The sequence below is a fragment of the Halorubrum sp. AS12 genome, from assembly GCF_051122765.1.
GTDB classification, from domain to species: Archaea; Halobacteriota; Halobacteria; order Halobacteriales; family Haloferacaceae; genus Halorubrum; species Halorubrum trapanicum.
This window is the reverse complement of the sequence record NZ_CP185385.1, coordinates 1,436,880-1,460,720: the sequence shown is the minus strand read 5'-3', so window position 1 is coordinate 1,460,720 and position 23,841 is coordinate 1,436,880. Positions and strand designations below refer to the sequence as shown.

The 23,841-nt window shown below is 69.8% G+C and carries 13 protein-coding genes and 5 pseudogenes; 11 read left to right on the top strand and 7 right to left on the bottom strand.

Annotation, left to right across the window (positions count from 1 at the left end; translation table 11 throughout):
* Positions 1–109 precede the first annotated feature (109 nt).
* From ACODNG_RS07365 to ACODNG_RS07340, 6 genes and pseudogenes are all read left to right on the top strand, one after another.
* Positions 110–364: a hypothetical protein gene (locus ACODNG_RS07365; protein ID WP_209545864.1), complete on the top strand. Its 255-nt coding sequence runs from the start codon at positions 110–112 to the stop codon at positions 362–364.
* 18 nt (positions 365–382) lie between these two features.
* Positions 383–961 carry a V-type ATP synthase subunit E gene (locus tag ACODNG_RS07360; RefSeq protein ID WP_434520796.1) on the top strand — a complete coding sequence of 193 codons (579 nt, stop codon included), beginning with the start codon at positions 383–385 and terminating at the stop codon, positions 959–961.
* Positions 958–2,004, top strand: a complete 1,047-nt coding sequence (locus tag ACODNG_RS07355; RefSeq protein ID WP_434520795.1) for a V-type ATP synthase subunit C — start codon at positions 958–960, stop codon at positions 2,002–2,004. Before ACODNG_RS07360 ends, ACODNG_RS07355 begins: the two co-directional genes overlap by 4 nt.
* The gene (locus ACODNG_RS07350) at positions 2,001–2,330 is read left to right on the top strand and encodes a V-type ATP synthase subunit F (RefSeq protein ID WP_209545859.1); all 330 of its coding nucleotides are present in this window, start codon (positions 2,001–2,003) and stop codon (positions 2,328–2,330) included. The genes ACODNG_RS07355 and ACODNG_RS07350 overlap by 4 nt, the downstream gene beginning before the upstream one ends.
* Position 2,331: 1 nt before the next feature.
* Positions 2,332–4,093 (top strand): annotated as a pseudogene (locus ACODNG_RS07345) (ATP synthase subunit A).
* A 2-nt stretch (positions 4,094–4,095) separates the two neighbouring features.
* A pseudogene (locus tag ACODNG_RS07340) lies at positions 4,096–5,521 on the top strand (V-type ATP synthase subunit B).
* A gap of 51 nt (positions 5,522–5,572) precedes the next feature.
* On the opposite strand, the gene ACODNG_RS07335 reads toward ACODNG_RS07340, so the two are convergent.
* Entirely contained in the window at positions 5,573–6,742 is a 1,170-nt protein-coding gene (locus tag ACODNG_RS07335) for a helix-turn-helix transcriptional regulator (protein WP_434520794.1), read from the bottom strand.
* Positions 6,743–6,921: 179 nt separating this feature from the next.
* Here ACODNG_RS07335 and ACODNG_RS07330 point away from each other — a divergent pair, with 179 nt between their 5' ends.
* The 5 genes from ACODNG_RS07330 to ACODNG_RS07310 all read left to right on the top strand — a co-directional run bounded on the left by ACODNG_RS07330 (position 6,922) and on the right by ACODNG_RS07310 (position 11,290).
* Positions 6,922–7,383 carry a DUF7096 domain-containing protein gene (locus ACODNG_RS07330; protein ID WP_434520793.1) on the top strand — a complete coding sequence of 154 codons (462 nt, stop codon included), beginning with the start codon at positions 6,922–6,924 and terminating at the stop codon, positions 7,381–7,383.
* Positions 7,384–7,552: 169 nt separating this feature from the next.
* Entirely contained in the window at positions 7,553–9,040 is a 1,488-nt protein-coding gene (locus tag ACODNG_RS07325) for a hypothetical protein (protein ID WP_434520792.1), read from the top strand.
* On the top strand, positions 9,037–9,765 hold the full coding sequence (locus tag ACODNG_RS07320) for a DUF7345 domain-containing protein (protein WP_434520791.1): 729 nt from the start codon (positions 9,037–9,039) through the stop codon (positions 9,763–9,765). The genes ACODNG_RS07325 and ACODNG_RS07320 overlap by 4 nt, the downstream gene beginning before the upstream one ends.
* Positions 9,766–10,071: 306 nt before the next feature.
* Positions 10,072–10,773 (top strand): V-type ATP synthase subunit D, encoded by a 702-nt coding sequence (locus ACODNG_RS07315; protein ID WP_434520790.1) that lies wholly within the window; start codon positions 10,072–10,074, stop codon positions 10,771–10,773.
* Positions 10,774–10,900: 127 nt separating this feature from the next.
* Positions 10,901–11,290, top strand: a complete 390-nt coding sequence (locus ACODNG_RS07310; RefSeq protein ID WP_434520789.1) for a DUF6276 family protein — start codon at positions 10,901–10,903, stop codon at positions 11,288–11,290.
* A 477-nt stretch (positions 11,291–11,767) separates the two neighbouring features.
* Here the strand turns inward: ACODNG_RS07310 and ACODNG_RS07305 are convergent, their stop codons facing one another.
* The 6 genes and pseudogenes from ACODNG_RS07305 to ACODNG_RS07280 all read right to left on the bottom strand — a co-directional run bounded on the left by ACODNG_RS07305 (position 11,768) and on the right by ACODNG_RS07280 (position 23,830).
* Complete coding sequence (locus ACODNG_RS07305) at positions 11,768–12,118, bottom strand: hypothetical protein (RefSeq protein WP_434520788.1); 351 nt, start codon at positions 12,116–12,118, stop codon at positions 11,768–11,770.
* A 58-nt stretch (positions 12,119–12,176) separates the two neighbouring features.
* A pseudogene (locus ACODNG_RS07300) lies at positions 12,177–13,681 on the bottom strand (stage II sporulation protein M).
* A 92-nt stretch (positions 13,682–13,773) separates the two neighbouring features.
* Positions 13,774–16,714: pseudogene (locus tag ACODNG_RS07295) on the bottom strand (DEAD/DEAH box helicase).
* A gap of 467 nt (positions 16,715–17,181) precedes the next feature.
* Positions 17,182–18,576: a kynureninase gene (gene kynU, locus ACODNG_RS07290; protein WP_434523032.1), complete on the bottom strand. Its 1,395-nt coding sequence runs from the start codon at positions 18,574–18,576 to the stop codon at positions 17,182–17,184.
* A 70-nt stretch (positions 18,577–18,646) separates the two neighbouring features.
* Positions 18,647–21,394 (bottom strand): annotated as a pseudogene (gene leuS, locus ACODNG_RS07285) (leucine--tRNA ligase).
* A gap of 108 nt (positions 21,395–21,502) precedes the next feature.
* A complete protein-coding gene (locus tag ACODNG_RS07280) occupies positions 21,503–23,830 on the bottom strand; it encodes a hypothetical protein (RefSeq protein WP_434523031.1) in 2,328 nt (775 codons plus the stop codon).
* Positions 23,831–23,841 lie beyond the last annotated feature (11 nt).

The following is a 23,841-nucleotide window of genomic DNA, read 5'->3' as shown; positions in this document are numbered from 1 at the left end:
CGCTTTCCCCGTCGTTCTCCCGGATTCGTTCGGTCGTTTTGGGAAGCTTTATGACTCCTGTAGGGGCAAATAGCAACCGTTCGGAGACGAGCAACAGCAACTACTACCAATGTTTGAAGCTACCAACGAACTCGGGAACCTCGTACTGTCGACCGGTGGAACGCTGAATAACCCCGCCGCCGCCGCCGCTCTCGCCGTCGGGCTGGCCGCGCTCGGTGCGGGATACGCGGAGCGCGGTATCGGGTCGGCCGCCGTCGGAGCGATGGCCGAGGACGATGACCTCTTCGTCAACGGGCTCATCCTGACGGTCCTTCCCGAGACGATCGTCATCCTCGCACTGGTCGTCGTCTTCCTGTTCCTGTAACAACGACCTCATTTTACAATGAGTTTGGAAACTGTCGTTGAGGACGTCGAAGATGAGGCCCGCGCGCGTGCGGAGGAGATCCGCGAACAGGCCGAAGCCGAGGCCGACGAGATCGTCGCCGAGGCGGAGACCGACGCGGAGCGCATCCGCGAGGAGCGGCTCGCCGAGGTCGACGACCAGATCGACCAGGAGCGCGAACAGACGCTCTCCTCGGCGAAGCTCGAGGCCAAACAGGAGCGGCTCGGCGCCCGCCGCGACGTCCTCGAGGACGTTCGCGACGACGTCGAGGCGGCGATAGCCGGTCTCGACGGCGACGACCGCCGCGAGCTCACCGAGGCCCTGCTCGACGCGAGCCTCGCGGAGTTCGACGACGACGAGGACGTCGCCGTCTACACCCGTGCCGAGGACGTCGAGCTGCTCGAGGACCTCGTCGCGGACCGCAACGCCGAGGTCGACGGCGAAGTCGACTGCCTCGGCGGCGTCGTCGCCGAGAGCGACACCTCCCGCGTTCGCGTGAACAACACGTTCGACTCGGTCCTGGAGTCCGTCTGGGACGACGAGTTGAAGAACATCTCGGAGCGACTGTTCGACCAATGAGTGCTGCCGGCAGCTCGAACCCCGAGTACGTCGTCGCGCGGGTTCGTGCCCGCCGCGGCAGCCTCTTCGGGGACGAGGAGTACCGGAAGCTGACCCGGATGGGACCGGCGGAGATCGCCCGGTTCATGGAGGAGTCGAGCTACGGCGCGGAGATCAACGCGCTCGGCAGCCGCCACGGCGGCGTGGACCTGATCGAGTACGCGCTGAACCGGAACCTCGCCGAGCAGTTCGACGCCATCCTCGACTGGAGCGAGGGGTCGCTGTACGACCTGATCGCCCGGTACCTCCGGAAGTTCGACGCTTGGAACGTGAAGACGGTCATTCGCGGCGTCTACACCGACGCGGATCAGTCGGCCGTCGAGGTCGACCTGATCCGCGCCGGCGAGTTCGACGACCGGCGGATCCGCCGGCTGCTGGAGGCGGACTCGGTCGACGGCGTGATCGAGGTCCTCGAAGACACGATCTACGGGGAGCCGCTGCGCGAGGCGTACGCCGAGTACGAGGAGACGGACGTGCTGGTGCCCTTAGAGAACGCGATCGACCGCGCGTTCTACGAGCGGCTCCTCTCGGGGCTCGGCGGCGACGAGCCGACCCGGCAGTACGAGTCGTTCCTCAAGGCGGAGGTCGACTTCCGGAACGCGACGAATGCGCTCCGGCTCGCCCGCTCGGGCGCGGACATCGACCCCGCGGCGTACTTCATCGAGGGGGGCGACCTGTTCACCCGCTCGTCGCTCGCGCGGCTGGCGCAGAACCTCGACGAGCTGGTCGAGTACATCGGCGACAGCCAGTACGGCGAGGAGCTGGGTCCCGCGCTGCGCGACCTCGAGGAGGCGGACAGCCTCATCGCGTTCGAGCACGCGATCGACGCCGCGCTGTTGGCGTACGGCGACCGGCTCGGCACGATCCACCCGGTGTCGGTCACTCCGGTGATCTCCTACATCCTCGCGAAGGAGCGCGAGACGGAGAACATCCGGGCGATCGCCCGCGGGAAGGAGGCCGGTCTCTCGCCCGACGAGATCGAATCGGAGCTGGTGATAACATGAGCCAGGAGATAGCGGTCGTCGGCAGCCCGGAGTTCACGACCGGATTCCGCCTCGCCGGCGTCCGGGCGTTCGAGAACGTCCCGGACGACGAGAAGGACGAGAAGCTCGACGACGCCGTCGAGCGGACGCTCGAGGACGAGGGCGTCGGCATCATCGTGATGCACGACGACGACCTCGACCACCTCTCGCGGGGGACCCGCGAGGCGGTCGAGGGGAGCATCGAGCCGGTCCTCGTGACGCTGGGCGGCTCCGGTGCCGGCAGCGGCGGGCTGCGCGACCAGATCAAACGCGCCATCGGTATCGATCTGATGGAGGAAGACGACTAATATGAGCAAAGCAGACACAACCGACGCCGAGACAGACAACGGCGTCATTCAGAGCGTGAGCGGTCCGGTCGTGACCGCCCGCGATCTCAACGCCCGCATGAACGACGTCGTCTACGTCGGCGACGAAGGGCTCATGGGGGAAGTGATCGAGATCGAGGGCGACCTCACGACCGTTCAGGTGTACGAGGAGACCTCCGGTGTCGGCCCCGGCGAACCCGTCGAGAACACGGGCGAGCCGCTGTCGGTCGACCTCGGCCCGGGGGTGCTGGACGCCATCTACGACGGCGTTCAGCGTCCCCTGGACGTGCTGGAGGGCAAGATGGGCAGTCCGTACCTCGACCGCGGGGTCGACGCGCCCGGTATCGACCTCGAGGAGGAGTGGGAGTTCGAGCCGGAGGTCGAGGCGGGCGATGTCGTCGAACCCGGCGACATCGTCGGCGTCGTCGAGGAGACGGTCACCATCGACCACAAGGTCATGGTGCCGCCGGACTACGAGGGCGGCGAGGTCGTCGCCGCCGAGGCCGGCAGCTTCACCGTCACGGAGACGGTCGTCGAACTCGACAACGGCGAGGAGGTCTCGATGACGCAGGAGTGGCCGGTGCGCGAGGCCCGCCCCGCCAACGACAAGAAGACGCCCCGGACGCCGCTGGTGTCCGGCCAGCGCATCCTCGACGGCCTGTTCCCCATCGCGAAGGGGGACGGCCGCGATCCCCGGGCCGTTCGGCTCCGGGAAGACGGTCACCCAGCACCAGCTCGCGAAGTACGCGGACGCGGACATCATCGTCTACGTCGGCTGCGGCGAGCGCGGCAACGAGATGACCGAGGTCATCGAGGACTTCCCCGAGCTGGAGGACCCGGCCAACGGCAACCCGCTGATGGCCCGCACCTCGCTCATTGCGAACACCTCGAACATGCCCGTCGCGGCGCGTGAGTCCTCCATTTACACCGGGATCACGATCGCCGAGTACTACCGCGACATGGGGTACGACGTGGCGCTGATGGCCGACTCCACCTCGCGGTGGGCGGAGGCGATGCGCGAGATCTCCTCCCGGCTGGAGGAGATGCCCGGCGAGGAGGGGTACCCCGCGTACCTCGCCGCCCGCCTGGCGCAGTTCTACGAGCGAGCCGGCTACTTCGAGAACATCAACGGGACGGAGGGGTCCGTCTCCGCGATCGGCGCGGTGTCGCCGCCCGGCGGCGACTTCTCCGAGCCGGTCACCCAGAACACGCTGCGTATCGTGAAGACGTTCTGGGCGCTCGACGCGGACTTAGCGGAGCGCCGCCACTTCCCGTCGATCAACTGGAACGAGTCCTACTCGCTGTACAAAGACCAGCTCGACCCCTGGTTCGAAGACGAGGTCGCCGACGACTGGGCCGAGCGGCGCCAGTGGGCGGTCGACGTGCTCGACGAGGAGACGGAGCTGCAGGAGATCGTCCAGCTCGTCGGGAAGGACGCCCTGCCCGACGACCAGCAGCTCACCCTGGAGGTCGCGCGCTACCTGCGCGAGGCGTACCTCCAGCAGAACGCGTTCCACCCGGTCGACACGTTCTGTCCGCCGGAGAAGACGTACCTCATGCTGACGACGATCCAGACGTTCAACGACGAGGCGTTCGACGCGCTCGACGCCGGCGTCCCGGTCGAGGAGATCGTCGACATCGAGTCGGCCCCGCGGATTAACCGTATCGGCGTCCAAGAGGACTACGAGGAGTACGTCGAGGATCTCAAAGCGGAGATCACCGAGGAGCTCCGGAGCCTCTACTGACCATGAAAGAGTATCAAACCATCACCGAGATCAGCGGTCCCCTCGTGTACGCCGAGGTCGACGAGGCGATCGGCTACGACGAGATCGTCGAGATCGAGACGGCACAGGGGGAGACGCTGCGCGGACAGGTGCTCGAATCCTCGGAGGACGTGGTCGCGATCCAGGTCTTCGAGGGCACCTCCGGTATCGACAGAGACGCGTCCGTCCGCTTCCTGGGCGAGACGATGAAGATGCCCGTCACCGAGGACCTCCTCGGGCGGGTGCTCGACGGCTCCGGCCGCCCGATCGACGACGGCCCGGAGATCGTCCCCGAGGAGCGACAGGACATCGTCGGCGCGGCGATCAACCCGTACTCCCGGGAGTACCCCGAGGAGTTCATCGAGACGGGCGTCTCAGCCATCGACGGCATGAACACGCTCGTCCGCGGCCAGAAGCTCCCGATCTTCTCCAGCTCCGGCCAGCCGCACAGCGAACTGGCGATGCGAGATCGCCCGGCAGGCCAGCGTGCCCGAAGAGGAGGAGGGTGACGACGACGAGGACGGCTCCGAGTTCGCCGTCATCTTCGGCGCGATGGGGATCACTCAGGAGGAGGCCAACGAGTTCATGGAGGACTTCGAGCGGACCGGCGCGCTGGAGCGTTCGGTCGTCTTCATGAACCTCGCGGACGACCCCGCCGTCGAGCGGACGGTCACGCCGCGGATGGTGCTCACCACGGCCGAGTACCTCGCCTTCGAGAAGGACTACCACGTCCTCGTCATCCTGACGGACATGACCAACTACTGCGAGGCGCTCCGCGAGATCGGCGCGGCCCGCGAGGAGGTGCCCGGCCGACGCGGGTACCCCGGATACATGTACACCGACCTCGCGCAGCTGTACGAGCGCGCGGGCCGGATCAAGGGCCGCGACGGCTCCGTCACGCAGATCCCGATCCTCACGATGCCGGGCGACGACGACACCCACCCGATCCCGGACCTGACCGGGTACATCACGGAGGGGCAGATCTACGTCGACCCCGACCTCAACAGTCAGGGCCTGCAGCCGCCGATCAACGTCCTCCCCAGCCTGTCGCGGCTGATGGACGACGGGATCGGCGAGGGGCTCACCCGCGAGGACCACGCCGACGTGAAAGACCAGATGTTCGCGGCGTACGCGGAGGGCGAGGACCTCCGCGACCTCGTGAACATCGTCGGTCGGGAGGCGCTCTCCGAGCTGGACAACAAGTACCTCGACTTCGCGGACGCGTTCGAGTCGGAGTTCATCGACCAGGGCTTCGAGACGACCCGCGACATCGAGGAGACGCTGTCGATCGGCTGGGACCTCCTCTCGATGCTGCCGAAGGACGCCCTCAACCGGATCGACGAGGAGTTCATCGAGGAGCACTACCGCGAGGACGACGCCGAGCGCGAAGTCGTCGAAGCGGCCGACTGAATCGGCATTTTCTTCAACTTTTCGCCCGCTGGCAGCGGCCGCGCCGGCGGCTTACTCCTCGTCTTCGACCAGATCGATCACGTTCTCGCGGCCGATCCGCAGCTTCTCCACCTCGCCGTTGTCGGCCATCCGCGAGAGCACGCGGGAGGTCTTCGATTTCGACCACCCGAACGCCTCGACCACCTCGGACTGTTTCATCCGTCCGCCGCGCTCGCGGAGCGCGCGCCTGATCCGGTCCTCGTCGGTGAGGAGTTCGGGGTCGACCGCGTTTCGCTCGTCGGTGGAGGCGGCGTCCGCGCTCGAACCGCCGTTCGGCGACGCGTCGTCGTCCGTCCGCCCCGCGTCGCCGCCCGGTCCCGGCTCTCCGGCGAGTGACTCGTCGGCGGCCTTCGGGCCGTCGCGATCGAGTCGACCGCTCCGCACTGCGTAGGCGCCGAGTCCGATCGCTGCGACGAGGAGAGCGCCGAGCGCGGCGAGCGGGACGACGTTTTCGGTCCCGCCCGCGTCGGCTCCGCCGCCTGCCCCCTCACCGCCATCGTCTTCCCCCTCGCCGCCGCCGTCGCCGGTGGTCGTCGGTGCGGCCCGGAGGCTCGGTCGGCCGTCGTCGAAGTCCTCGCGGCCGCGCCACTCGACCGTCCCGTCGCCGGCGTCGTCCGGCTCCGGAGCGACCGACTCGACCGCGTACCCGTCCGGCGCTGAGACGGCCAGCGCGTCGTCGTCGTCGATGAAGAATCCGCCGGCGAAGACGTCGCCGACGACGACCGCGTCCCCGTCGACCGCGGCGAAGCCGGTCCACGTGAACCGGAAGCTGACGACGCCCCAGCGGCGGGGGACCTCCTGGATCCCGGTCTCGGCCTCGAAGTCGGTCGCGCGCATCTCGCGGTCCGACGAGCCGTTCGCGGCCGCGACGACGCCTGACATCCGCTCGGCGAACGGGTCGAGATAGCGGCTCGTGTTCGCGCGGAACCGCTCTTGGAACCGCTCGTACTCCGTGACGTCGGAGTCGTTTTCGAGTCGGGTCCGGAGGGTGATCTCCCACGTCGCCGAGCCGTCGGCGGCGAGATCGATCCGCGTAATCGTGTTGTCCGGGGCGGGCTGGTCGTCGGTCTGCGGGACCGCTGCGGACTGCGCGCCCGCGGGAGCGGCGACCGCAATCGCCGCCAGACAGCAGGCGACGACGAGGACCGCGATCGAGACGGTCGTCCGATCGCGTCGACTCATTGGCGTACGGTTTCCCGCGGTCGGGGTTAAACCCACAGATAGTCTCGCGTCGGGACCGCGAAATCCGACGCAAATCGGCGCAACGGTCGGTTGTCGACGCGAAACGCGGCGAAACAGAGCGCAACCGACCGCCACGGTCTGACCGGTATATGTGGGTGGCGCCCGTCGGCGCATCCGTAATGTACGGCACACGACTCCTGACGGTTCTGGTGGCGCTGGGGCTCCTCGTGGGCTCCGTTCCCGGCGGTGCGCTCGGGGCGACCGCCGCCGCCGACGCGACGGCCGAACGTCTCGACGCGTCGACCGTCTCCGCACAGACGGACGGGAACGCGACGGGCGACGAGAACGCGACGAACGATGGAAACGCGACGGGCGACGAGAACGCGAACGACACCGACGCCGGCGACGGCGCGTCGCGGGCGACGGTCGGACAGCAGCTCGCGACGATCATCGCCGTCACCGACGACGAGGTGTCGGGCGACGTGGCGGCGTCGTCGCTCGACGGGGCGCTCGAGGACGCGAACGAGTCCGAGCGCGCGGCGCTCCTCGCGGAGCGGTCCGCGACGCTCCGCGAGCGCGCCGACGAGATCGTCGCCGACCAGCGCGAGGCCCGCGTCGCCTACGAGGACGGCGAGATCTGATCGCGGCGAGTTCGCACAGCGGATCGCGGTCCTCGCCGGGCAGGCCCGGACGGTCGACCGCGGCTTCGAGCGGGTCGCGGACGGCGCCGACGACACCTCCGACATCGAGCTCCGCGCTGCGGGCTACGACCGGAACGCCAACGCGGACGCCCGCGAGCGACTCACCCGCGTGACGGGAACCGGCGCGAGCGCGCTGCTCGCGCAGTACACCGGGGAGCGCGACGGCGAGTTCTCGCTGGAGGTCGACGGCGGCGTCTCCATCGAGGTCGAGAGCGACGACGGCGAGCGGTCGCGCGAGATAGAGCGCGATCAGCCCGGCAACGGGAGCTTCGACGTGACACAGAGCGAGGCGCTCACGGCCGCCACCGCACAGCTGTCGACCGACGCCGACGGCGAGTGGACCCTTCGGTCCGCCGACCGCGACGAGGACGACGGCTACTACGAGTTCGAGTTCACCTTCTTCGGCCCGGAGACGACCGGCGAGGCCGAGGTGAGCGTCGACGGCCAGACCGGTGAGGTGTTCGAGTTCGAAGAGGAGACGGAACCGCGCGAGCAGGACGACGGCGACGACGCCGACGAGACTCCCCTCTCGATCTCAATCGTCAACGGCACGGCCGAGCCGGGCGCGACGGTGACGCTCCGCGTGACCGCCGCCGGCGAGCCCGTCGAGGGCGCGACGGTCGAACTCGACGACCAGGCCGCCGGGACGACCGACGCGGACGGAAAGATTACGGTGACGCTGCCCGACGACGACGAGGTCGACATCGAGGTCGAGGACGGCGACCGGGAGGGCGAACTGGAGATCACGCTCGGCTCGGACGACGATGACGACCGCGACGACGACTTCGGCGACCGACTCTCCGTGGACGGCTCCGTCGAGAACGGGACCGTCGACGTCTCGGTGACCTACGACGGCGAGGGCGTCGAGGGCGTCTCCGTCTACGTCGACGGTGAGCGAGTCGGGACGACCGACGCGGACGGGACCCTCTCGTTCGACGCGCCGGCCGTCGACGACGGGTTGGAGGTCACGCTCGTGAAGGGCGCGTTCGAGGCGGAGATCGAGTTCGAGGTCGGCGCGGACGGCACGCTCGCGGCCGACGACGTCGATGTCGACGAGCGCGACGCGGACGAGGAGGACGATGACGACGCGGACGGCGAGGACGCAGACGACGACCGCGACGGGGACGACCTCTCCGTCGCCGTCGTCTCCGGCGACCCCGGTCCGGGCGCGACGGTGACGGTCGAAGTGACCGACGCCGACGGCACCCCTGTCGAGGGCGCGAGCGTCGAGGTCGAAGACGAGTCCGTCGGAACGACCGACGCGGCCGGGCAGATCACGGTGACGCTGCCGGCCGACGACGAGGTCGAAATCGAGGTCGAGGACGGCGACCGCGACGGCGAACTCGAGATCGAGTTCGACGCGGCCGACGACGAAGCGGGCGGCGAGGACGCCGACGGAGCGGCGGACGACGAAGACGCTGACGATGACGCGGACGGCGACGATGACGCGGACGGCGACGAAGCGGACGAGGACGGCGATGACGCCGACGAGGAGGGTGACGACGCGGAGGACGACGACGATGACGCGGACGACGACGATGACGCGGAGGACGATGACGAGGAAGACGACGATGACGACGCGGAGGACGACGAGTGATTCGTTCCCGCGGTCGGACCGTCACCGCCGTCGCCGCCGTCGCCTCGATCGCGGTGATCGGCGCGCTCCTCGTTCCGAGCGTCGCGGCGCTCGACGGTCCCGAAACGGGGCCGGCGGTCGAGGAGGGGTCGGCGTTCGTCGTCGCGCTCGACGCCGACGGCGACGCGACGGTCACGCTCGTACTGACGTACGACCTCGCCGACGCCGACGACGAGGCGGCGTTCGAGGAGCTGCGCGAGCGGCCGGAGAACGTCACGGCCCGGTTCGGTGATCGGATGACGCGGATCGCCGAGCGGACCGCGACAGAGACGGAACGTGAGATGAGCGTCTCCGACGTGCGGACCGAGTTCGAATCGGCGAACGGAACCGGCGTCGTCCGGCTCTCTGCGACCTGGACGAGCCTCGCGACCGTCGATGGGGACCGACTGGTCGTGAGCGAGCCGTTCGAAAGCCAGTTCCGCCCGGACCGGCCGTTCGTGCTCGTCGCACCCGACGGATACGCGCTCGCGGACGCGACGGTCGAGGCGGACGCGACGACCCCGGCGTCCGAGACCGGCGCCGCGAGCGCCGAGTGGGAGTCCGGGGCGGACCTGTCGGGCTTTTCGGCCACGCTCGCGCCCGCGGAAGGCAGCGTCACCGACGGCTCGCTGCCGACGCCGCTGGCTCCGACGCTGGCGCTCCTCGTCGCCGGCCTGCTCGGCTACGCCGGCTGGCGACGGGCGTAGCCGGAGCGGGCGGGACGAATCTCGCCGGACGAGTCACGCGATCCGTACCGACGGATCGCCGCGGGTCCCACCGGGTCGCGTCCCCGCCGCTGCCCCACCGGACCCGAGCGGGAGTCGCCGTTCCGAACTCGACCGTCGGAAGCGACCGCCCGCGGCCGTCAGAGGCACACGATCCCTTCCGGGATTCCCTTTTATGTATCATCTATGGCCGACGGCTCCGTCGGCGCGCGGACGCCGATCTCCTCTGCGGGCACGTCACGACTGAAAAGAATTATCCGCTTCGGAGCGGAACCGTACCCCAACAAGATGGCCAAGGACGTCAAACCGACGCGCAAGAACCTGATGGCGATCGAGGACCGCATCGAGCTCTCCGAGCGCGGTCACGACACGCTCGAACAGAAGCGCGACGGACTCATCATGGAGTTCATGGACATCCTCGACCAGGCGCAGGACGTTCGGTCGGAGGTGTCCGCGAACTACGAGACGGCCCAGCGCAAGATCGACATGGCCCGCGCGATGGAGGGCGACGTCGCCGTCCGCGGCGCGGCCGCGGCGCTGAAAGAGCACCCCGAGATCACGACCCAGTCGAAGAACATCATGGGCGTCGTGGTCCCGCAGATCGAGTCCTCGAAGGTGCAAAAGAGCCTCGACGAGCGCGGCTACGGCCTGCTCGGCTCCTCGGCGCGGATCGACGAGGCCGCCGACGCCTACGAGCAGCTGCTCGAATCGATCATCCTCGCCGCCGAGGTCGAGACGGCGATGAAGAAGATGCTCACGGAGATCGAGACCACGAAGCGCCGCGTGAACGCCCTGGAGTTCACGCTGCTCCCGACGCTCTACGAGAACCAGGAGTACATCGAGCAGAAGCTCGAAGAGCAGGAGCGCGAGGAGATATTCCGCATGAAGAAGATCAAGGCGAAAAAGGAGGAAGAGGAGGCCGCCGAGGAGGCCGAGGCGGCCGCGGAGGTCGCGGCCGCGGAGACCGAAGAGCCGGAGCCAGCCGACTGACGGCTCACCGCGCGTCGGCCCTTTTCTCTCTGCGATCTCTTCTCCTTTCTATCCTCGTCCCCGTTCGCGGCCCGTATCGCACTCCCGAGAAGTCGTTTTTAAGTTCCGAGCGGCGCCTCTCCCACATATGTCCTGTCCTCACTGCGACGCCGACGCGGTCGCGTTTGCGGTGCCGCCCGCGCTCCGCGAGTACGCCCCGGCCGACGCGGCCGCGATCTGTACCCGGTGTCTGCGGGTCGTTCCGGCCGCCGAGGCGGGGTTCGAAGGTAGCGCGCCTGCCGACCCGAACCTCTCCGCGGTCGACTCCGCGTTCCCGTCCGGCGAGGCGGGCGTCGCGCTGGCGCTCTGCTGTGGGAAACTGGAGTCGTTCGCGCTGAATCGCGCGTCGATCGAGGCGCTGGTCCGCCACGCGGAGGAAGCGGGCGCGGACGCGTTCGCGTTCTTCGACCGGCTCGACGCGCCCAACGCCGCGTTCGACCTCGACCGCCGTCGAGCGGCGCTCCGCGACGCGATTTAGGACTTTTACGACTGATCGCTTTCGTCGAACGGTAACGCCGACGGCGACCGTTTATAAATGGCTGATTGTGAATCGGCGGCGAACACCTCCAAAGCCCCAGCCGCTCGCTTATAGATAACGAACTACCGGTTGACGGCGAACACCGCCGAAGCCCCGGTCGCGAGGCGGGCGCACGCTCGCTGCGGGCCTCAGTCACTCGCTGCGCTCGTTCCTTGCGGTCCTTGCGTCGCCTGCGCCCGCCTCGCGACCGCCCCTTCGAGTCCCGCCCCGCACAGCACCTCAGACCTCCCCAGCCTCGTCGCTCGCCTGCGGCGAGCGACTCCCTCGCGCGTGCGACTCGCGCCCTGCGGGCGCTCGTCGGCACGCGCCGACCGCACTTTCCCTAATAAATGTCGACGCGATCCGCTCTCCGGTGTTTAAATGTCGTCTCGCCCGCTGCCGCCTCCGTGCTGATCGGAATCTGGTTCGGTCGTCCCGTCAGAGGTCGACGCCGTCCGGGTCGTCCCACTCGTCGTCCGCGTCGTCGTCGTCCGCCTCTGTTCCCGCCAGGCCGAGCCGCTTTTCTCCCTGTCGCGACTCGTGGACGGCGAACCCGCCGGTCCGGCCGTCGTCGCCCCCGGCGTACGGGTCGGTCTCGGGGTCGTAGTCGAGTTCGTCGCGTTCGAAGACGTACGCGAGGAAGCCGAACAGCGGGACGGCGAACGAGATGAGCGCCCACTTTCGCGGATTCATTCCGTGCTTGGGCGCGTCGACGTACGCGTAGGCGGCGAAGCCGACGAGCCACGCGAGCGGGACGCCGACGAGGATGACGGCGACGAGCGGCTCCATACCGTCGCTTCGGGTACGTGGTAATAAGGCTGCGGGCGGGCGACCGCTCGGGTGCGGCCTAGAGGAACAGCTGCCAGTAGTACGGGCTGACGAACCCCTCAATGACGGCGGCGACGCCGATCAGGATCCCGAGCCCGACGGTCACCCAGAAGGCGGTCTCTACGGCGTCGGCGAAACGCTCGCGGCTCGCGCGGCCGCGGAACGCCCGCCACGAGACGACGCCGAGGTGGATCCCGAGCGCGCCAGAGATGACGAGCGCGGGGATCTCGAAGATCCCGTGCGGGACCACGAACGCGACGAGCACCGGGAGGTTCTGCTCCAAGGCGGCGGTGGCGCCGAGCGCGAGACCGTTGAACGCGAGCGACGAGAGCGCAGGGACGACGAGACCGACCCCGGAGAAGGCGGTCGCGATCGCGACCCCCCAGTTGTTTCCGAAGTACGTCAGCGTCGCCACGGGCGGGATCTGTCCCGCGATCCGCCCCTCGATCGAGGCCGGGATCGTCTCGGCGAACGGCGCGGCGGCCAGCCAGCCGACCGCGCCGAACCCGATCGCGACCGCGACCGCGAGGACGTGGTGGCCCGGTGTCGACCGGACGAACCCGCCGAGTTCGCGCCACCCGCGCCGGAGACCGCCGACGAGCTGCGTCCTGACGCCGGTCTCGGGCGGCGAGACGGGGTCGACCGTCCCGCGGTAGTCGCCGTAGAGGACGGTCTTCAACAGGTCGAGCGCGGGCGCGACGACGACCGCGCTCGCGAGCGCGACGACGGCGCCGCCGCCGAGGAACGCGACGCCGGAGGCGACGGACGCGACGGCGACCAGCGCGCCGATCGCGACCACGAGGTACGCGGCGGCGTCGACTGGGTTCGACCGCACGAAGCCGCCCGCGCCCTCGACGGCTCCGACCACGCCGGCGTCGTCGACGACGACGGCCACCGGCGCGAACGCGAAGAGAATTCGAACGAGCACGAGGGCGACGAACCCGACGAGCAGGGCGGCGACCGCGACGGCGGCGCCGAGGAACGGGTTCGCGAGGAACGCCGCGCCGACCGCGATCGACCCGAGCGCGACGACGCCGATCCAGAGGAGCAGCTCGGCGACGTACAGCCCGAGGAACGTGAGCCAGCGGGACCGAGCGCCCGCGATCCCCCCGACGAGTCCGCGCTCGTCACGGAGGCTCGCGATCACCGCCGAGAGCTGGCCGGCCGAGACGACGGCGTACACGAGGATCGAGAGGAGAACCGTGACGAGCACGCCGGCGGTGAACAGGATCCCGACGGTCGGCGTCAGCAGGGGTTCGAACGCGGGTGCTAACCCTTCGGCCCACGCCTGAAGCGCCTCGGGGTCCTGCGTCTCCGGCGGCGGTTCGATCCCGCCCAGCGCGTCGCGGGCGGCCGCGAGCCGCCCGGTGAGTTCGAGGTGGACGTAGATTCCCGCGAGCGCGGCGAACACGCCGAGCCGGGAGATAACCGGTACTGCGGTGCCGAGGAGGTAAAGGGGAGGACGTCTGCGGGGCGTCGACGGAGGGTCGCTGTCGTTGCCGTGACGGCGGCGGAGAGGTCCATGCCGCCCGGTTCGTTCGTCCGGCACTTAAAAACGGGAGTCTCTGCGAGTCGGTCTCGGCCCGGTCGCGAGCCGATTCGACTTGCGGCGCGAGCTAATCCCAGAACGACTGCGTGCGCGCGTACTCGCGCTCCTGCCGGAGCACGTCGCGGTAGAACTCCTCTTCGTCCTCGCGGAGCTTGTTGATGATCCGCGCGGCGTTGTGGGGACCGACGCCGCGGGCGGCCAAGGCGATCACCGCTCGCTTCCCGTGGGTCTGGACGAGGCTCGCGGCGCGGTGGGCGCGCTCGGTGCGACGCTCCTGCTCGTCGTCCTTGTCGGTCGCGCGCACCGCGGCGACCGTCTCGTCGTCCCACGGGTTGAGCGCCGCGATCCGGGTAGAGCCGCACTCGGGGCACTCGGGCTGGTCGCGGACGCGACGAACTTTCGTCGTGTGTTTCCAGTCCGCACAGTGGAGACAGAAGAGTATCACGCGGTCCTCCTGAATCCGCTCTCTGACCGTCTCGATCACGTCCGCGTCGGCGTTGTCGGGCACGAGGAACTCCGTACCGGCCGAGCGACCCGCGGTGCCGAGCGGGGTGCGCTCGCGGGCGATCTCGACCGCGAGGGAGCCGTCCTGTATCTCCGCGAGCAGCTCGGCGGTCTCCGGCACGGCGAGGTCGGCGTGGAACACCTCGCGGAGCGCCTCGTCGTAGACGGGCGTGTCCTCCAGCGCCGCGAGCAGGCGGTCGCCGCCGAACCGGCCCCGCCCCTCCTTGTACCGCTTTACCGCGCCGAACTTCGCGGCGACCTGCGCGAGCGTGAACTTCAGCGCGTCCGATTTCTTCACCGCGAGCTCGAGGTACGCCTCCAGCCGGTCGGGGTCGGTCGTCTCCAGCACCTCCCGGAACGTTCTGGGGTCGACGCCGTGCGGGACCTCGAACTCGATCCGGTACGGGTCGACGTCCATCCCCACCGACGAGCCGGCGCGCTGGCCGACGAGCGCGGCGAGCAGACGCGCGAGCGTCTCGTTGACCTCGTGGCCGAAGGCGGCGTTGACAGCGACGGTGCGCGCGCTCCCCTCGATCACGATCCGGCGGTCCGTGGGGACGGGGTGGCCGGCCTCGACGTGGTCGACGACGGACTTCAGCGCGGCTGCGACCGTCTCTCGGTCGGTCGGGTACCGCTCGGCGAGGTCGCCTGCGACCGCCTCCGGCGTCGAGCCGGCCTCCAAGGCGGCCGCGGCCTCCCCGCGTATTCGGCCTACTTCCTCCGCGACGGGCTTCGGGACGGGGATCTCTTGGCCGACCCACGAGGGAACCTCGCCGGTCGGGTCGGGGATCGGCGTCACGTTCACGCGCTCCTCCTCCTCGTCGATCTCCGTAATCCGCCACATCTCGCCGCGCTGGACGAACGTCTCTCCCGGCCCGGCGAAGTTGACGACGAACTGCTCGTCGAGGGTGCCGATACCGCGCCGCGAGGACATGTCGTACACCTCGTAGGTGGACTCGTCGGGGATCATCGAGAGGTTCGCGTAGAAGTACTGCCAGGTGCCGCCCGACTTCTCGAGGGTGTCGGTCTCCTCGTCGAGCCACAGCAGGCGGTTCCCGTCGAGTTCGCGGACGACCTCTTGGAACCGCGGCTCCGAGAGGTCCCTGAACGGGTAGGCGTTCGTGACCGTCTCGTACGCCTCGCGGGCGTGGACCTCCCCCTCGTCCATCACGATCCCGACGACCTGGTTGGCGACCGTGTCGAGGCTGCCGTGGTGGATGTTCGCCGGCTCGACCAGCTCCTCGCCCGCGCGGCGCGCGATGGCCAGCGCTTCGAGCGTGTCGTCGCCGCCCTGCGCCACGACGGTCCCCTCGGAGACCAGGTCGCGGCGGTGGCCCGCGCGCCCGACGCGCTGCGAGCAGGCGGGCGACCTCGCGGGGGCTTCCGTACTGGACCACGTGGTCGACCCGACCCACGTCGATCCCCAGCTCCATCGAGGAGGTACAGACGAGACCGTCCAGATCGCCCGACTTGAACCGGTCTTCCACGTCGATCCGGACCTCCTTCGACAGCGATCCGTGGTGGAGTTCGATCTCGGTGGGGGCGGCGTCCGCGTCGCTCGCGCCGCCCCCGCTCGCCGCCTCCCGTTCCTTCTCGGCGAGCGTCTTGAACCGCGAGCCGAGCGCCTCCGCGGTCTGCCGCGTGTTGACGAAGATCAGCGTCGACTCGTTCTCGGCGACGATCTCGCGGATCGTCCGCACGTGGCTCGCGGTCGTCTCGTCGACCGCGAGTTCGCCGGCGAGGGTCGTGTCGCGGTCGGTGATTTCCGGATCGAGGACGCGCACGTCCGTTCGCGTCCCGGCCGCGACCTCGACCGTCTCGAACACGCGGTCGCCGGGGTGGTCGAGGTCGCGTTTCCCGGTGCCGACGAGGAACCGCCCGACCTCCTTGGGGTCGCCCACCGTTGCGGAGAGACCGACGCGCTGGAACGGGCCGGCGACGCGGCGGAGTCGCTCCATGCCGACCGTGAGCTGGGCGCCGCGCTTCGCCGAGGCGAGCTCGTGGACCTCGTCGACCACGACGTGTGCGACGTCTTCGAGCGCGGCGCGCATCTTCGAGCCGGTGAGAATCGCCTGGAGGCTCTCCGGCGTCGTGATCAGCACGTCCGGCGGGTCGTCGGCCTGTTTGCTGCGTTCGTACTGGGTGGTGTCGCCGTGACGCACCGCGACCTCCACGTCGAGGCGGTCGCCCCACCACTCCAGCCGGTCCATCATGTCGCGGTTGAGCGCGCGGAGGGGGGTGATGTAGAGGGCGGAAATTCCGTCGCGGGGCTGGTCGCCGGGCGAGTTCCGGGCGTCGACGACCGCGTCGAAGACGGGTAACATTGCGGTCTCCGTCTTCCCGGTACCCGTCGGCGCGAGGACGAGGGCGTTCTTCCCGTCGGCGAGCGGCGGGATCGCTTCGCGCTGGGGTTCCGTGGGCGTGGCAAAGCCCCGGTCCGAGAGCGCCTCGCGGAGCTCGCTCCCGAGGTGCGCGAACGCGTCCATTCCCGACGGTTCCGCCATTATGTGATCGGTGGATCTTGGGCGCTCGGGCGATTAAGCCCGTCGCTATACGTGGTTTGCTTATAAATTTCGCGCGGAGAGGTAGCCGTCTGTTTATAAAATGTCGCCGGTGCGGTGACGACTTCCGAAGTCCCAGCCGATCACTTATAAATAGCTGCTACCAGACTGACGGACGACACCGCCAAAGCCCCAGTCGCGAGGGCGGCGCACGCTCGCTGCGGTCCTCAGTCGCTCGCTTCGCTCGCTCCTTGCGGTCCTTTCTTCGCCTGCGCCGCCCTCGCGACTGCCCCTTTGTGTCCCGCCCGACCGCAACCGCACCGCACCTCACGCCTCCCCAGCCTCGTCAGTCGCCGTCGCTTCGCTCCGGCGACTGACTCCCTCGCGCGTGCTGTCTCGCGGCCGCCGGTGGCGGCCGCTCGCAGGCACGCGCCACCGCAGTTCGGTTTATAAACAATCGCTCGCGCCGATCACGTCACGCCGCCCTCGATCGTCGTGTACGCCTCGTGCGCGCCCGAGTCGAGGATCGCCTCTATCTCGTCGACGACCTCCAGCACGTCGGCGAAGGAGGTGTACGGCGCCGCGGGGCAGACGCGGACCACGTTCGGCGGCCGGAAGTCGACGACGACGCCGCGGTCGGTAAGGGCCTCGCTCAGCCGCTCGGCCTCGGGGTGCTCTAAGGCGACGTGGCCGCCGCGGGACGCGTGGTCGCGAGGCGTGCCGACCGAGACTTTGGGGAGTCGGTCGTCGACGAGGGCGATGAGGAAGTCCGTGAGCGCGAGCGACTTCTCGCGCAGGCGCTCGATACCGGCCTCTCGGAGGAGTTCCGCGGAGCCTTCGAGCGGCGCGGCCGCGAGCAGCGGCGGCGTCCCGATCTGCCACGCGCCCGCCGAGTCGGCCGGGGTGAACTCCGCGTTCATCTCGAACTGCGTTTCCTTCTCGTGGCCCCACCACCCCGCCAGCGCGGGCGTGAGTCCGTGGTGGCGCTCGGGGACGAACAGCGCGCCGATCGAGCCGGGACCCGCGTTGAGGTACTTGTACGTACACCACACCGCGAAGTCGACGCCGGCTTCGTCGAACGCGTGCGGAACGGCGCCAGCGGAGTGCGCCGCGTCGAAGCCGGCGTACGCGCCCGCCTCGTGGGCCGCCGCGGCGATTCGTTCCACGTCGAACAGCTGGCCCGACCGGTACAGCGCGGTCGGCATGAAGACGATCCCCACGTCGTCGTGTTCGGCCAGCGCGGCCTCCACGTCTCGGGGGTCGATCGTTCGCCCGTCGCGGCTCGGAACGACCCGCAGCTTCTCGTCGGGGTCGATCCCGCGTTGCCGCAGTTGCGCCCGGATCGCGTAGTGGTCGGAGGGGAAGTCGAGTTCGTTGACGAGGACGGCGGGGTCGGCGTCGGAGTCCCCGTCCGGCGCCCACTCCCCGTTCGCGGCCCTGAATCCCTCGCGCTCCGGCCCGTTCCCGGCCAGCAGTTCGTCGAGGAAGGTGCCGACCAGCGTGTGGATGTTCACCGTGATCGAGTTGCCGACGACCACCTCCTTCGGGTCCGCCCCCACGAACGGCGCGAGCGCGTCGCCCAGCCGCTCGCCGACCTCGAACCACGGCGGGTTGGCGTCGGTCCAGCCCGAGATCAGCAGGTCGCGCCACTCGTCGATCACGCGGTCGAGGCTCGCGAGGGCGGCGTCGCTCGCGGGACCGAGCGAGTTGCCGTCCATGTAGAGGAAACCGTCCGGAATCCGGTACCGGTCCGCGAACGAAGAGAGCGGATCGTTCTCGTCGAGGCGGGCGGCGAGGACGGCGGGGTCGCCGCCGAGCTCCTCGCCCGCGAGCGCGCCCCGCGCGGGGGCGTACGGATCGTCCATACCGGAGGGCGCCGCCCCGGCGACTAAGCGTTTCCGGGGTCGGGCAGTAATTTCAAAGGTCGACCGAGCGCTACTCGACGATGTCGATTGCGGGACGCCCCGGCTCCGCCTTGCGGACCACGCTCTCGTCGGCGTCCGCGGCGCGCTCGACGCGCACTGGCGCGTCGAACTCCCGTTCGATCAGCCACGCGGCCGCGCGCAAGGCGTCGTACTCGGCGTCGCCGCCGAGCGTCTCCTGTAACGCCTCCCGGTTCGCCTGGAGGTCCTGTCCGTAGGAGGCGGCGTCGTCCCCCTGCTCGCGGATGTGGCTCTCGGCCATTAGCTCGGAGATGAGGTTGTCGGCGTCGCTGTCGATCGCGATCGCCAGCGCGTCGTACTTCCAGTCGGGGGCGACGACGACGTCGATCCGCTCGGGGTCGTCGATGCCGGCGACGTCGATGATGTCGCGCACGTCCTCGCGGGTGTTGGTCACCAGCCGGCGCCGGCGCTCGACGGTGTCGCGGTCGACGGTCGCGGTCGGCCACTCGGCCTCGGCGACGAAGCCGTCGCGGTCGAGCGTCTCCCACAGCTCCTCGGCGAGGTGGGGCGCGACCGGCGCGAGCAGGCGGACCGCGACGTCGACGCCGCGCTCGAAGACGGCCGGATGCGGGTCGGCGTACTCTCGGTAGCTCCGGAGCGTGCGGACCAGCTCCTGCGCCTCGCGGAGCGCGACGTTGAAGGTTAGGTCGTCGTACTCCGCGCCCGCGATGGCGACCGCGGCGTCGGTCTCGTCGGCGACGTAGTCGTCGATGGTGTCGCGGTCGGGGATTTCGGCGTCGTCCTCGGCGTCGCCGTCCCCCGCGAGCGCCACGTCGCCCGCGGCGAACTCCTCGACGAGGTCGTTGAGGCGGGTCAGGAACCGATGGGTGGACCTGACGCCCTCCTCGGACCAGTCGAAGTCGCGTTCGGGCTGGGCGGCCTCCATCATGAACAGCCGCGCGGTGTCGGCGCCGTACTCGTCGACGATCCGCTGGGGCGAGACGGTGTTGCCCACCGACTTCGACATCTTCTCGCCCTCCAGCTGAACCATCCCCTGCGCCAGCAGGTTGGTGAACGGCTCGCGGTGCTCTAACCCCTCCTCGTCGGCCAGCACCTTCGTGAAGAAGCGCGAGTACAGCAGGTCCGATCACAGCGTGTTCGATGCCGCCCACGTACTGGTCGACCGGCATCCAGTCGTTCGCGCGGTCGAGTTCGAAGGGGGCGTCCTCGAGGTCCGGCGAGACGTACCGCAGGAAGTACCACGAGGAGTCGACGAACGTGTCCATCGTGTCCGTTTCGCGGGTCGCCGGCCCGCCGCACTCCGGACAGGTCGTCGCCTGCCACTCGTCGGCGGCGTCCAGCGGGTTGCCTGTCGTGTTGATGAACTCCGGCAGCTCGACGGGCAGATCCTCGTCGGGCACCGGCACCGCGCCGCAGTCGTCGCAGTTCACGATCGGGATCGGGGTCCCCCAGTAGCGCTGGCGGGAGATGCCCCAGTCGCGCAGACGGTACTGGGTCGCCTCGCTCGCGCCGTCGGTGTCGGCCGTGATCTCCTCTCGCGCGGTCTCGCTGTCAAGGCCGGTATACTCGCCGGAGTCGATCACGACCCCGTCGTCGGTGAACGCCGCCTCCTCCACGTCGGGGGCGTCGGGGACCGTCTCGCCGTCCCAGTCGTCCGGTTCCGGCGCGATCACGGGGCGGATCTCGACGCCCTTCTTCGTCGCGAACGCGTGGTCGCGCTCGTCGTGGGCGGGGACCGCCATCAGCGCGCCCGTCCCCACGTCGGAGAGGACGAAGTCCGCGACGTAGACGGGGATCTCCTCGCCCGTGACGGGATTCGTGGCCGTGAGGCCGGTCGCGACGCCGTTCGGCTCGTCGCCGTCGGGGTCGGCCTCCTCCTCGACGAACCGCCGGATGTCGGCGTCCTCCGCGGCCAGCTCCTCGGCGATCGGGTGGTCGGGCGCGATCGCGAAGAACGTCGCGCCGTGGATCGTGTCGATCCGGGTGGTGAAGGCCGTGACTGCGCCGTACTCCCGCGGCTCGGTCCCCTCGTCGCCTCCGTTCGAGGCGCTCCGCGCCTCGCTGACCTCGAAGTCGACTTCGCTCCCGTACTGCCGACCGATCCAGTTGCGCTCGGATCTGGCGGACGGAGTCGGGCCACCCCTCCAGATCGTCTATCGCCTCCAGCAGCTCGTCGGCGTACTCCGTTATCTTCAGGAACCACTGGTCCAGCTCGCGGGTCTCGACGGGGGTATCACAGCGCCAGCACAGCTCGTCGTCGCCCTCGACCTGCTCGTCGGCGAGGACGGTCTCACAGGAGGGACACCAGTTCACCTCGGCGTCGCGGCGCTCGACGAGACCGGCCTCGTGGAAGCGGCGGAATAGCCACTGGTTCCACCGGTAGTAGTCGGGGGTACAGGTGGTGACCTCGCGGTCCCAGTCGTAGCCGAACCCCATCGACTTCATCTGTCCCCGCATCGTGTCGATGCGAGTCGAACGTCCAGTCGCGGGGGTTGGTGTCGCGCTCCTTCGCGGCGTTCTCGGCGGGCAGCCCGAACGCGTCCCACCCCATCGGGTGGAGCACGTCGTCGCCGCGCATCCGGCGGTAGCGGGCGTACGCGTCCGTGATCGTGTAGTTGCGGACGTGGCCCATGTGGAGCTTCCCGGACGGGTACGGGTACATCCCGAGGACGTACGTCGGGTCCTCGGCGTCGTCCGGGACGTGGTACACGTCGGCGTCGTCCCACGCCTCCTGCCAGCGTTCTTCGACCGTCGCGTGGTCGTATCCCTCCTGAGACATCTGCTTATAGGTGCGTGGTCGATTCGGCGCCCTATAGCTTTCCATCCGTTGGTGCGCGGTGACACGGTGGGATACGGACGGCGCCGGCGCCTCGAAGGCGCGGTTCGTCTACAGCTTGTCGGCGTTCTGCGCCTGTTCGACGCGCTTCGTCGCCTGCTCGACCCGCTTCCCGGTCGCGTTCGCGAGTCCGGGCGGAAGCCCCTCTCGCGCAGCGGCGAGCCGCTCTTCGATCCGGGCGATCCGGTCGAGTACATTCGTCAACTGCCGCTCCGTGCCCTCGGCGTCACCCTCCCGGGCGCGCTCCTCGGCCCGCCTCGCTTGGTCGACCGCGGCCGCGAGGGCCCGTTCCAGCCCGTTGACCGCGTTCGACGGGCCGCCGCCGGAGCCGCCTCCGCCGCTGCCACCGCCGCTTCCGGAGTCGTCGTCATCGTCGTCGCCGCCGTCGCCCTCGGCCGCCGCCGCGACCGCGGCCCGAGTCTCCTCGGCCACGTCGGCGACGTAGCCGGCGAGCGGGGCCGCTCCCGTCTCCGGACGTTCGATCCGGATCGGGGCGTTCCCGGGAGTCCCGTCCTCGTTGCCCCCGTCGTTGCCGTCATCGTCCCCGTCGTCCGAGCTGTCGCCGTCGGTTCCCGCCGGGTCCGGGTTGACGCGGTACGCGCCGACCTCGTCGTCGGCGTCGCGGACCTCCGTCGTGTACGCGCCGCCGGCGTGGACGTAGGCGGCGTCGCTCCCGTCGATCGCGGAGTCGTAGATCCGGCCGGCGAAGTCGTCCTCGATCGCCGTCCGGGTCAGGTCGGCGTTGCTCTCCGCGTCCGACAGCTCCACCTTCCGCGCGTTCTCGCGGGCGACGAGCGGGATCTCGCCGTCGACGCCGGCGGTCGTCACCGAGTCGTCCGCCGAGACGGTCAGTTCCTCGCTGTGGGGCGTCCGCCCGGCGCCGTTCACCGTGAGCCGGTGGTCGCCCTCGGGGACGCCGTTCGCGACGGCGACGCCGCCGGCGAACGTCGGGACCGCCTCCGGATCGCTTTCGATCAGCACGAACGACTCGACGCCCGCGTCGGTCGTCGTCAGCCCCTCGCCGTCGGGCGCCTCGTCGCTCTCGGTCGCCTGGGTGACCCGGGCGACGACCGAGTCGAGCGCCCCGGCGGCGGCGTCGCCGAACGACTCCTCGGCGGCGATGGCGTCGTACCGGGCCGCCAGCTCCGACCGGTGGTTCCCGGCGGTGACGTCGAGCGCGGGGTTCTCGTAGCGGGGCTGCTCCCACGGGACGCCGGTGGTCGTGATGTGGCTCGCGACGGCGTCCTCGACGGCCTCGGGGACCGCGAACTCGAAGCTGAGCTGCGGCCCGGTGAACGCGGTGATCTCCTCCAGCTCCGCGCTCTCGACGAGGTCGTACTCGACGACCGACTCGGCGACCTCGTCGGCGAGCGCGGCGTCGTCGCCGTCGGCGGTCCCGTCCTCGACCGAGCGCTCGCGGTGTCGGAAGGCGATCCCCGTCTCGCGGAGCGGGAGGTCGGTCGGCGGCGACCGCAGCGCGTCGAGCGAGCGTATCGTCAGGGCGCCGTCGACCAGCGACTCCTCGGTGACGGCGGGGAGGTCGGGGTGCTCGTAGATCGGTTCGCCCTCGTACTCGGGGACGACGAAGGGGAGCCGCGCCCCCTCGTCGCGCGGGAGTCCGTACGCGATCGGGATCCCCAGGAGGTCCTCGACCGTGTCGATCGTCGTGTTCGTGATGTCGGCGAGGAGCCCCTCCTCGCCGACGCGCCGGAAGCCGTCGGGGATCTCGTTGATCGAGAGCGTGCTGGAGTGGGAGCCGAGTTCGGGTAAGATTCGCGGGACCACGTCCGGGTCCGGATCGAGGAACTCGTTGTTCGGGACGCTCCGCGAGTGCGAGCTGGCGACGTACAGCTGGGGGTCGCCCGTGTCGAGGTCGACGAACACGTGGAGCACCTCCCAGTCGTGCCAGTGGAAGTTCGCGGTGAACTGATCGAACGCCGAGTAGCACCAGAACTGGACGACCGCGAGCGGGGAGTCCTCGTACCGCATCCCGTTGTAGAACACCGTCGGATTCGGCGGCTCGCCCGCCTCGTCGTACCGCTCGTGGTAGCCGTCGAACGCCGCGAACCCGTCGACGACCGTCTCGCCGTCCTCCTCGGTCGCGTACGGGCGGGGGTCGGTCGGGAACCACGGCTCCTCGGCGTCAAAGTACAGCGTCGGCGCGAACCGCGCCGCCAGCTCGTCGAGTCGGTCCGGGTCGAGGGCGGCCGTCGCGGCGTCGTCCGGCTCCGACCCGGAACAGCCCGCGACCCCGGCGCTCCCGGCGCCCGCGAGCGCGCCGAGGACGGTCCGGCGGTCGACCCCCTGCGACGCTCTGCCGGTCGCGCCGACCGACTCGCTCTCGCTCGCGTCCTTGCCCGCGTCGGCGTCCCGATTCATCCTCTCGGGCG